Here is a 10,804-nt window from a genome sequence, read left to right on the forward strand (position 1 = left end):
CTGCGTTATCGCCTATTTATGGGGAATAACCACACCACATAGGCGCTGCCTTGCCTAAATACCAAACAGACTGCTGCAAATTTAACCTTAAAAGGTCAACAGACCCTAACTTCCTCTCTAAAGAGTAAGTAATGCTGAAAATTATCCTTATGCATAATACCCGCAATACACTCGCTATTCTAGCATTGCACTTAACCGTCCGATTTTTTAGATCGCTATTTTATCCAAAGCTATTTTTATCAATAAATAATTTATCGACCGCTCTATATTCTTATACTGAGTGTTCATTATTACAGAGCACATTTTTTACAGCTTGGAAAACCTTCATGCTTGCTCTAGTATCTAGTTGTCTTAGCTCATAATTTGCATCTTAATGAAATCATTTCCATCACTGTATTTTGCCAATTTATTTTTAATTATTGGTACCGGCTTACTTACAACCTATTTAGCCCTTTACTTAGGTAAACAAGGCACGTCTACGTTTTGGATAGGCCTAATGACCTCGTGTTATTACCTTGGCTTATTACTGGGTTCAAAACTTGGCTATCATTTAATTAAATCGGTGGGTCACATCAGAACCTTTGCAGCAAGTACTGCGGCGGTTACTGCCTGTGTGGCCGCACACGGAGTAAGCGACAATCTATATATATGGTTAGGCCTTAGACTTTTTGTTGGCTTAGGGATGATGTGTAATTACATGGTGCTAGAAAGCTGGCTAAACGAACAATCAGCGCCTGAGTCTCGCGGGCGAGTCTTCTCTTTTTATATGATCACCTCTTACTTAGGGATGATTTTAGGCCAACTAGCGCTCGCACAATTTCCTGAGCTAGGGTATGCACCGCTATTTTTAGTATGCATGGCGTTGGCTATCGGTATTATTCCAATTTCTATCACTCGCAGAATTCACCCTAAACCGTTAAAGCCGATAAAAATGAGCCTGTTTGATTACGCTAAAAAAGTGCCACAGTCGCTTACTGCGGTGCACTTTGCAGGCATTATCAATGGTAGTTTTTATGGCCTAGCGCCTATATTTGCTAAGCTATCTGGCTTTGGCGCCGCAGAAATTGCTATTTTTATGTCGGTGACTATTTTTGCTGGTTTGCTAGCCCAGTGGCCAATGGGGATGCTCTCTGATCGCGTTCGTCGTAGCGTATTAATTCGAACTAATGCAGCAGCTATCGGTGTTGTAAGTTTGGCATTGTTTTTATTGCCTACTTCACAACTAACAGCTTACATACTCACTTTTATCTTTGGTTTATTTGCGTTTACTTTATATCCGCTTTGTTCTGCGCTAGCTAATTCGCGGGTTGAGGACGAAGAGCGCGTAGGCGTATCATCTGCATTATTAGTCGCTTTTGGCGCCGGTGCAGCAATAGGCTCAACAGTTAACGCACAGCTGATGACCTACTTTGGTCACCAAGCATTGTATGCGTCAATTTCGCTATTAACCGTGGCTATGTACTTACTACTAACCTTTATTAACTCTAAACAAAAAGTTGAACAGCCAGAACCCAGTGATTATGTGGTCGGTACATCCGATGTTACAAACTCGCCACTGGCCGCTACGATGGATCCGCGCATTGAAGAAACCACCGCGCAAGATCAAATGCTGGTTGTAGATGAAGAAGAAGATGAATTTTTTGAGCATCCCCAAGGGGAGCTGTTTAAAGATCTTCACGAAGATGACGTGAAAAATTAACTTATACTGCTTTTAATGCTTTTAATGCTTTCAAAACACGCTAAGCAAACATCAATTAAGGGAGTAATTATACTCCCTTAATTGTTTTAGCTTTTAAGCAAACCCTGTTTCAATATCTCGAAAAGTCCACTTCCCATTTGGATCTGCAATATCAATTAACTCACACGCCTTTTTATTCCATGCAGCCAAGCAAGTAATGTAGTTTGTTAGTTGGTGATATGCACGATCAGGGGCGTCAGGGCGAATTCTCGACATAGTAAACCCTGAATAAGTAGCACCACTACCCACCCAGCTCACAATTGAAGAAGCAACACTGCCACCAGGAACAGCAAAACCAACAGTTGTAGTAACAAGGCCTAAAATAGTTGCTGCTTTCTCAACACTATTACCTGTTTTCATAATATCTTCGTTTATCACTGGGTGTAATAAGGCTAATAAGTTGATTGCTTGGGGCTGATTTGAAGCAATAGCAACATCGTTAGATGTTTTTGCAACACTACCAGGTGCTGAAGCTCCTCCACGCATAGCAGGAAGTAAGCTATTAAAAGATTTTTGACTATTATTACTGGTAGAAAAAACAACGGACTGTGTCGTTAAGCCACCGGCTTTAACACGCTTTTGATCCCTAGGTGTTACAGTAGATTTATAGGTGCGTTGTAAGCGGCGATAAACCGCAGCACTGCACTGTGTCATTTGGATTGCCAAAGCGGCTTGCTCTTTGAAAGCCCGCCCAATAGCGCGCTCAGAAAGTTGAGTTAGTTGCGCTTTTTTCTTCAGCACATTTTGACCAATGATAATATCCACAAAAATATCCTTATTTATTATATGATAAGCCCGATTCTAGCATAATGCTAAGCAGAGATAACAGCTCAAAAAGAAAAACCTCATTGGCTTATCTGTGGCTTAAGATCGCTTAAATCTAAATGGATAGTCATTTCAAAATTATCAGGCTGTACAGCAACATCACTCAAACCTGTTCTCGCAAAATAATCTTCAAAGTCTTGCTGATATTTAGCCGAAAACTGCGTATACGCGGTAATAAACAAACTCAACTTTTTAGCTATTATTGGATAGGTAGCGGCAAGTTCCCGCAGTTTTCAGGTTCAGCAAAGGTAAATTCAGCATAAATATTAAAGTCGTTTCCGAAAGAGGTTTTACCATGTCTAGATAAAAACAATTAAACTTTAAAACTTTTTAACCCCTTTTCTATTTGCCAACCGTTATAGCTCTGAAACAACATAATAAGTTAATTTGGAGCGGCTTATGCACACACTTGAATTTCCTAAAAACCCCATGTTCAAAACATCAACAGCTGTTATTGGCGGTGCTGTGATGACCTTCATCGCATTTGCCTTTATGCAATACTTAATTAGTGGCGAACAAAGAGCACCTATAAAATTGGGTGATGATATCACTGTTGAGATTTTTCAAGCACCAGAAGATAAACAAACCACGCATATTAAAAGAATACCGCCACCACCCACACCTAAAGTGCCGCCTAAAGCACCACCACGTGTAACACCTAGCAATGAGCCAATAACAGCAATAAGCACAGCACCACCCATAGTAATTGACGGATTTGGTAACGATATTAAGCAAACATTTACCCGCCCCACGGGAGATGCTTCACCCATTGTGCGTATAAATCCTAAATACCCAACTAGCGCAGCACGTGATGGCATAGAAGGCTGGGTGCAACTTAGCTTTAATATTTCACCCACAGGTGAAGTGATTGATGCCACAGTAGTAAATGCCGAGCCAAAACGCATATTTGATCGCGAAGCGCTTCGCGCAATTAAGCGCTGGAAATATCGTCCAAAAGTAATTGAAGGTGTGGCACAATTGCAAACAGGTCAAACCGTACAGCTTGATTTTAAATTAGACAGTTCGCAGTAAAGGAATAAGCGCCTATGCTATTGAGTATTAAGTCATGGTTATTTGAAGCGCCAAGCAAAGACTGCATGGCGCGGTATGCAAAAAGTGGCGACAACCGCCACTTAGAGCAGCTTATTGCCTTATACAGTAACGATTTATATCACTACCTAGTTACCCAGTCTAATACACATTTAGCATACGACGTAAGCCAACAAACATGGCTAAAGGTTATTGAAAAGCGCCACCTTTACCAAGCACAAACCACGCCTAAAGCCTGGTTATTTCGACTCGCACGTAACACCCTAATAGACGAATACCGCAAACAGCAACACTTTGTCGAGCTTGACGAAAACAGCCAACGGCTTGCACAAAATAACAATCAAAGTGAATTAACAAGTAGTGACTCACACATAGGCGACACACACATAAGTTATGAAGCATTTAGCACTGCGCTCAAGCAACTTAGCTTTGTGCAGCGCGAAGCCATCACCTTACAACAAGAAGGCTTTAGCCTTGCCGACATAGAGCTTATAACGCAAAGCAACGCCCAAACCATAAAAACAAGGCTACGCTACGCCAAACAAAACCTAAAACAATTATTAGGAGATTATAATGAACAAGCCTGATGAGCAGTTTGATGAAAAGCTCACACAACATTATAACGAGCGTAAAGCACGCACCAGACTTTCGCATGCTCAGCAACAGGCGTTAAAACATAGCGTAATCCAAAAACAACCTAAAAAGCTTGGCTTTGCCCTGCAACTCACAAGCCTTACCTGCGCACTGGGCTTACTGGCTTTTATAGTGCTCGACAGTAACAACGTGGTAAATACTGCCCCTAAAACCGTATTAAACACCATAGATATACACGACTACTCGTTTATAACAACGCATGAAATAGATCAAACAGGTAACTACGCAAGCACTATAACGCAACAAAAACGCGCACTCGACACCCAGCTAGCAAACGACTTACGCCGCCATCAACAACACCACATAGAATACGGCACGCTCGTAAAGGTCGACAACGACTGGTACATAGCCAGCTGCAATGACGAGGTACTGGTACATATTAAGCAGTCACTGCTCAGTGATTTAAAAGGAAAGCATGCAGTTGAAAGTAATATAAATACGGGTGACATGCTTGCTATGGCACATAACGGCAAAGGGCAGATTATTGCGCTGAAGCATGCGGGGGTTGGAGCGAAGCAGTGTAGGGCTTAATAATTACTATATGCTTAACGATATTCTAGTTATTCTTAAGACACAATATTTTAATAAAAGAAAATCTCGCTAAGGAAAGCTATGAAACCAATAAAAAAAGTTGATCTAGAACTTACCACCATACAAAAGTGGTCTAGTGCACTTTTGTTGTTTTTAATACTTATTTTCATTTTTTTTGTCAGTGTATTTGGTATCGGTGCACCAAAAAATATTCAAACCTGGACAAATACATCTAGTGTGTTTTATAACCTAACAAGTACGTGTATCGCTGTAATATCTCTCATACTTCTATTAAATATCTGGAAAGATAATAGAAAAGAGCTCAAAGAAACTCGTGAAGCTTTACAAGATCAACTGAACATTCAAAACTTTACAGTCACTAAAGAGACCTTAACTTCTGTTATTTTTCAAATAAAAGAGTTAAATAAAAAGCAATTAATACTCATTGAAAACAATTACAACTATGTAATTAAATCTGTTGGAGAAAGAGACGACTTAGACTTCACTTCGTTAACAATAAATAATAATGGAAATTCGGATCAATACACACATAGCAATTTTTTTGAAGAATATTTTCTATCAGTGGGTTCTAAAAATATAAGTAATGATTACTCACATCCAAATAATTATAAATCTCTTATTTTTGATAAGAACTTTTTTATCTATAAGGATAAAATCATTGCTCTCGGCTTACTTCTTAGCTCTGTTAAGTCCGAAGAATATAAAAAGATTTTACGAGTGATACTCTATCCTGAGTTATCAATCTTCACATGGTTATTTGTATTAGAAATATCTTCTCACCTACACCTATATGAAAAAGGAAAACTTCATATAGGCATGAAAGCAGTCTTCATAGAGATTGCTTATTTAGTTTCCTTTCAAATCGAAAGTAAAGAACTATTAGGCTGGCTCTCTGAAGAAACAAGAAAAAATATGGAAGATCAAGGTGTAGCTATTTAAAAACTTAATATACATGAATAAGCCTGCTACTCAGCAGGCTTATAGCTCCAGAACTAATAATAGCCCACCAACGCGCTAGCAAGCTAAGCGCCTACAAAACAGTGTATATACTCGGCTATAAAGCTGTGAAATAAATTGGCGTTCCGTTGGGTTTCGTGTCACTCAACCCAACCTACGTGTAAACAAAAAAGCCTGCGATTAAGCAGGCTTTTGAATGTTTGGAACTGTCTTGCTCTGAAATGTGTTTATAACACAATTAAGCTCGTTACTAAGTAAGCTACAAACGTTAGGCCGCCGCCTACTAATGCATAGGGTAATTGGGTTTTAACGTGGGTGAGTAAGTCACAGCCTGAGGCGATGGCTGATACTGCGCTGGTGTCGGATATAGGGGAACAATGATCGCCAAATATGCCGCCGCCTAAAATAGCGCCTACCACCAGCGATGGCGGTAAACCAAGCGCTTGAATAAGCGGTACGCCAATGGGGATAAGTATGGCAAATGTGCCCCAAGATGTACCTGTAGTAAACGACATAACCGCACCGGTTAAAAACAGCACTGGCACTATTAAATATATTGGTAAGTAATCGCCAACCAAAGATGCCACAAACACCCCTGTACCTAGCTCTTTTAAGCTTGCGCCCAAGGTGAGCGAGAGCAATACAATACTTACCAGCGGGAGTAATTCGCCCATGCCTTTAAAGCCAGTATCGACTAATTGGTGGTGGGTAAACTGGCGCGAACTAATCATTAAACAATAGGCCACAACAATAGCCAACACCGTGGCATACAATACCGATTTTGAACCACTGCCCTCGGCAAGTACGCCGTTACCAGTGTAAAACATAAAACCGACCATGCTCACAATCAGTGTAAGTAATGGCACCAACATAAAGCGCGCTTTAGAGCCTTTTACTTCTTCTTTTAGTTCGGTTGTTTGTAGCTCTAACTTTTGCTCGGCTACTTTCATTGGCCCGTGTACTTTATCGAACGCAATGGTATAAAAAACAATAACCAGGGTGATTATGGCGTAAAAGTTATAGCCTACACTGCCCCACAGCACCGACACGGCCGACTCACCTAATTCGTAATTACCTAGCAAGCCAAGTACAAATGCACCCCAGCCGTTTAGTAATATTAAAATACACACAGGGGCGCTGGTGCTATCGATTATATAAGCTAAACGCGCGCGGCTCATTTTAAATTTGTCGAACAGGCCACGAGATAAAATACCCGAGGTAAGCACACTTAAGTTTGACTCTATAAATACCGCAACGCCGGTAAACATAGTTAAAAAGCCCACTTGACGCTTACTTTTAGCAACGCCTTTGTTCATCAGCAAATTAACAGTAGCAGCAACACCGCCCGATTCGCGAATATAGGCAAGTAAGGCGCCTATTAAAATACTAAAGATGAGTATACGGGTATTACCGGGAGAACTGGCCACAGCAACTATGCGCTCAATGCTATTTAAAAACGTAGTAAATACGCTATTTCCTTCACCTTGTAATGCGAGTAAAAATTCCGATGAAATTACCGCAACAAGCAGCGCCATAATGACTTCTTTGCGCCAAAACACAATAATAATGGCAATCAGCGGTGGCAAAATAGAATACCAATGCATAAACAAACCTTTTTAATTTTTATAATAAACGCGGCTTTAACAGCCTTGGTTAGTTAATAGTAAGCAGTTAACTTAATAGATTTACACCATTAAGTCACTCACTGAGTTTACTGATTTAACAGCGCCTCATATATTAATGAAACAATAGAACCGTATTGAGCTGTTTCATAGTTTTTACCTACAAACTGATAACGTTTTTCACTACCTTTAATTGGTGAATGGCGTGCATTGGTAAGTAAGATGATGGCTAAATCGTAAGCGGGATCAATCACAGTTACTGTGCCAGTCCAACCTGTGTGTCCATAAGCTTGTGGGCTGGCATACGGGCCAAAGTGCCAGCGCCGCGCTTGATTATTTCCTGCAAGACGAAAACCTAAGCCGTAGGTTTCATCGGTACTTTGTGGGGTTAAAAACTGCGCCAAGCTACTGGCATTAAAAATTTGCGTATCGCCATAACCACCTTTGTTAAGCAGCACTTGGCACAGCACAGCTAAATCGGGGGCGTTACTAAATAGTCCGGCATGGCCTGCAACACCATCAAGTGAGTAAAAAGCACGCTCGTCATGCACTTGCCCCTGTAGCACATTGGTGCGAATATTATCAAAATGAATACGCCCATCGCGGGTATTTCCACTTAGCTCCGTGGCGGCAAACTGCTGACGATTAAAGCCTTTTTTAAGCGGGTTAAATAAAGTGTTGTTAAGCTTTAAAGGCGCGTAAATATGCTGCTCTAGGTATTCGTCGAGCGGTTGGCCGCTAATACGCTCAATTAAAACTCCTAAAATCATGTAATCAATATCAGAGTAAACATGCTGAGCGCTTGGCTCACTGGCTAGTGGTACGCTGGTAAGTAGTAATTGTTTAGTGGTGTCGCTGGCTTGTGAAAAAAAAGCTTCGCCATAGCGGGTGTCTTTTCGATGAAAATCAAACACCGGTGGGTAACCGGCTTTATGAGTGAGTAAGTCTTTAACTTGGCGCAGCTCTCGTCCATCGCCTTGGTATTCTGTTAGGTAATCACTCACTCTGTTATTTATGTTTAATTGCCCTTCGCTTACTAGTTTCATTAACGCAAAGTTAGTAGCAAATATTTTTGTGTTTGAGGCTAAATCAAAGAGTGTATTTGTTTGCATGGGCTCTGGGCGTAACAACATTAAGTCATTTTGCTGATATTGCTTGGCATCACCATAAGCGGTTAATTTTAATATCTTACCCGCTTTAATTACCGCTAATACCGCACCAGGAAAGCCCGCACTTACATCTTTTTCTATTAGCTTATCTACCGCACTAAAATCAATGGTTTTAGCCACTGAGCTATTTAGAGTAGCAAAGGCAAATCGCAGCGTTAAACTGCCGTCAGCAGGTTGAATGTTATCAACCTTAAAAGTGTTAACTCCGTTGTGAGTGTACTGCCCTAAATTAAAGGCATACTCAGTATTTTTTTGCAGGGTATCAAGCGCTAACTTTTTATTATTAATATAAATATCGGCACTTAAGGCACTTTCATTTTGTAGTAATAATTTTCCGCGCCCTTTATACGCTTTAAAGGTGCCACGATTATTTACATATTCTCTGCTGCTGGGGTTGGACTCAGGAAAGGTGGCAATCACCTGAGCATGAGCGAGGCTTTGTATTTGATTAGGAATAAACGGGCGCTGAGATTTAATTGCACTGCTTGCGCCACTGCAACCGGTAATAATAAAGCAAAGCGCAATTGTCAGCGCGTTAAAAAAAGTACGCTTTGCTAACACGGAAAAATTTAAATACACACTCATTCCTTTATTGGTAGAGCAAATAAGGCGCTCTTTGCTGTTTAAATTGCTCAAGCCCCGCTTGCCAACTTTGCTTAATTTCCTCAGCTGTTCGCCCCGCTTCTATGGCAAGTCTGAGCTGATCAGTTCCTGCGAGTTTATCCATAAAATCAGCACGTTCAAAAAACACCTGCTTAGCCTGTGTAAGCTGCTGGTAAGCATTAATTAAATAATTTAAGTTTAAGCCTGTGATATTACTATGGCGTAAATCAATCCCTTTCACCATTTGGTCTTTAAATTTAGGATTAAGCGCTGCGCCTTTTATTGAACGCGGGGTAAAGCTAAAGTCCCCAAGTGCTACTGGTGAATAACCAATAACCTGAAATGCAAAGTCAGTTCCTCTACCTATGCTAACAGGGGTTGCTTCAAAAAAGCACAACGACGGATACAGCGCTATTGATTGATCGTTGGGTAAATTAGGGCTTGGTTTTACCGGCAAGCTATAACGACTGGTGCGGGTGTAATGAGCAACACTGATCACGCTCAGTTGTAAATTAGCCGCTTGATTGATCCAGCCCTCGCCTTTGATCATTTTAGCCAGCTCGCCTACCGTCATACCGTGTAATACAGGGATTGGGTGCATACCCACAAACGATTTAAACTGCGGTTCTAAAATTGGCCCATCAATGTGGCTAATATTAGGATTTGGCCTATCAAGTACTATAAATTCAACACCTTGTTCAGCCGCAGCCTCCATCATGTAATGCATAGAGCTAATGTAAGTATAAAAACGTACGCCCACATCTTGAATATCAAAAATAATGATATCAACATCGCTAAGCACCTTGGCGCTTGGTTTTTTGTTTTTACCGTAAATAGAAATCAGTGGAATACCGGTTTTGCTATCAACGGCGTTTTTAACATGTGCTCCCGCATCATGATCGCCTCGAAAGCCATGCTCAGGTGCAAAAATTTTAGTGATGTTGATGTTTTTAGCCAGCAAGCTATCAACTAAATGCGTTTGCCCCACGACAGAAGTTTGATTAACCACCAGCCCTACACGTTTATTTTTTAATTGCGGTAAGTACAAAGCAAATTGCTCTGCACCAACGGCGATTGCATGTTTAGCCTCATTTGCGTGTGCGGTAACAGTAAAAAGTGCGCTTAAAATAAATAAGAATATAAAAAATACGGTTTTAAACATACAGCAAGATCCTTTTAAACAAGACGTTCAAAATAACACAGCCGAGTTTAAAGAGCAGCTTAGGTTTTAGGTTTTAGCAATGAGAAACTGTGTTTCTAACGTAAGTAAGCACTACGTCCACATTGAAAATTGACGATAATATTATTTGTAGAATGTAGCTTGCAGGCGTTTAGATTGTGAACTTCTCATTTACACCTCTTTCATTTCTCTTTGTGCATTTAAATTTTTAAGAGCGTTATTCACAAAGAGGTTAAGAGGCGCTGCGCTTTTAGAGAAGTGACTGGATACAAAATTTAGCGGTGTGCATAATTGGGTTTAACTAATATCTGAAAGCTTTCTCAAATTTCAGGCACAAAAAAACCGACTTAATGTCGGCTTATGTATGAAAGTGGTGGGCGCAGGAGGATTCGAACCTCCGACCGCCTGGTTCGTAGCCAGGTACTCTATCCAGCTGAGCTATGCGCCCACTTTC

10 protein-coding genes and 1 tRNA gene are annotated in these 10,804 nt (G+C 40.7%); 5 read left to right on the forward strand and 6 right to left on the reverse strand.

Annotation, left to right across the window (positions count from 1 at the left end; genetic code table 11):
• The first annotated feature begins 373 nt into the window (after positions 1 to 373).
• Positions 374 to 1,699 (forward strand): MFS transporter, encoded by a 1,326-nt coding sequence (locus AN392_RS17905; protein WP_055013459.1) that lies wholly within the window; start codon positions 374 to 376, stop codon positions 1,697 to 1,699.
• Positions 1,700 to 1,792: 93 nt separating this feature from the next.
• On the opposite strand, the gene AN392_RS17910 is transcribed toward AN392_RS17905, so the two are convergent.
• Positions 1,793 to 2,503, reverse strand: coding sequence for a hypothetical protein (locus AN392_RS17910; RefSeq protein WP_010387555.1), 711 nt, complete (start codon positions 2,501 to 2,503; stop codon positions 1,793 to 1,795).
• Between the two features lie 80 nt (positions 2,504 to 2,583).
• Positions 2,584 to 2,751, reverse strand: a complete 168-nt coding sequence (locus AN392_RS18755; RefSeq protein WP_235575607.1) for a hypothetical protein — start codon at positions 2,749 to 2,751, stop codon at positions 2,584 to 2,586.
• A gap of 211 nt (positions 2,752 to 2,962) precedes the next feature.
• Between AN392_RS18755 and AN392_RS17915 the strand changes: the two genes are divergently transcribed.
• The 4 genes from AN392_RS17915 to AN392_RS17930 all read left to right on the forward strand — a co-directional run bounded on the left by AN392_RS17915 (position 2,963) and on the right by AN392_RS17930 (position 5,758).
• A complete protein-coding gene (locus AN392_RS17915) occupies positions 2,963 to 3,595 on the forward strand; it encodes an energy transducer TonB (protein WP_055013460.1) in 633 nt (210 codons plus the stop codon).
• A 14-nt stretch (positions 3,596 to 3,609) separates the two neighbouring features.
• Positions 3,610 to 4,200 (forward strand): sigma-70 family RNA polymerase sigma factor, encoded by a 591-nt coding sequence (locus AN392_RS17920; protein ID WP_055013461.1) that lies wholly within the window; start codon positions 3,610 to 3,612, stop codon positions 4,198 to 4,200.
• A complete protein-coding gene (locus AN392_RS17925) occupies positions 4,187 to 4,798 on the forward strand; it encodes a hypothetical protein (protein WP_055013462.1) in 612 nt (203 codons plus the stop codon). Before AN392_RS17920 ends, AN392_RS17925 begins: the two co-directional genes overlap by 14 nt.
• A gap of 81 nt (positions 4,799 to 4,879) precedes the next feature.
• A complete protein-coding gene (locus tag AN392_RS17930) occupies positions 4,880 to 5,758 on the forward strand; it encodes a hypothetical protein (RefSeq protein WP_055013463.1) in 879 nt (292 codons plus the stop codon).
• 245 nt (positions 5,759 to 6,003) lie between these two features.
• Here AN392_RS17930 and AN392_RS17935 read toward each other — a convergent pair whose 3' ends face one another.
• From AN392_RS17935 to AN392_RS17950, 4 genes are all read right to left on the reverse strand, one after another.
• Positions 6,004 to 7,380 (reverse strand): Na+/H+ antiporter NhaC family protein, encoded by a 1,377-nt coding sequence (locus AN392_RS17935; RefSeq protein WP_021033151.1) that lies wholly within the window; start codon positions 7,378 to 7,380, stop codon positions 6,004 to 6,006.
• A gap of 107 nt (positions 7,381 to 7,487) precedes the next feature.
• A complete protein-coding gene (gene pbp4b / locus AN392_RS17940; RefSeq protein WP_082424822.1) occupies positions 7,488 to 9,146 on the reverse strand; it encodes a penicillin binding protein PBP4B in 1,659 nt (552 codons plus the stop codon).
• Positions 9,147 to 9,156: 10 nt separating this feature from the next.
• Positions 9,157 to 10,332 carry an exo-beta-N-acetylmuramidase NamZ domain-containing protein gene (locus AN392_RS17945; protein ID WP_055013464.1) on the reverse strand — a complete coding sequence of 392 codons (1,176 nt, stop codon included), beginning with the start codon at positions 10,330 to 10,332 and terminating at the stop codon, positions 9,157 to 9,159.
• A 389-nt stretch (positions 10,333 to 10,721) separates the two neighbouring features.
• A tRNA-Arg gene (locus AN392_RS17950) sits at positions 10,722 to 10,798 on the reverse strand.
• Between the last annotated feature and the right edge of the window lie 6 nt (positions 10,799 to 10,804).

The sequence above is a fragment of the Pseudoalteromonas sp. P1-16-1b genome (genome assembly GCF_001401785.1).
GTDB lineage: Bacteria > Pseudomonadota > Gammaproteobacteria > Enterobacterales > Alteromonadaceae > Pseudoalteromonas > Pseudoalteromonas undina.

Bases quoted from the DNA above. Each gene is read 5' to 3' on its own strand.
- AN392_RS17905 (WP_055013459.1), top strand. From the start codon at position 374: ATGAAATCATTTCCATCACTGTATTTTGCCAATTTATTTTTAATTATT.
- AN392_RS17915 (WP_055013460.1), top strand. From the start codon at position 2,963: ATGCACACACTTGAATTTCCTAAAAACCCCATGTTCAAAACATCAACA.
- AN392_RS17920 (WP_055013461.1), top strand. From the start codon at position 3,610: ATGCTATTGAGTATTAAGTCATGGTTATTTGAAGCGCCAAGCAAAGAC.
- AN392_RS17925 (WP_055013462.1), top strand. From the start codon at position 4,187: ATGAACAAGCCTGATGAGCAGTTTGATGAAAAGCTCACACAACATTAT.
- AN392_RS17930 (WP_055013463.1), top strand. From the start codon at position 4,880: ATGAAACCAATAAAAAAAGTTGATCTAGAACTTACCACCATACAAAAG.
- AN392_RS17935 (WP_021033151.1), bottom strand. From the start codon at position 7,380: ATGCATTGGTATTCTATTTTGCCACCGCTGATTGCCATTATTATTGTG.
- AN392_RS17945 (WP_055013464.1), bottom strand. From the start codon at position 10,332: ATGTTTAAAACCGTATTTTTTATATTCTTATTTATTTTAAGCGCACTT.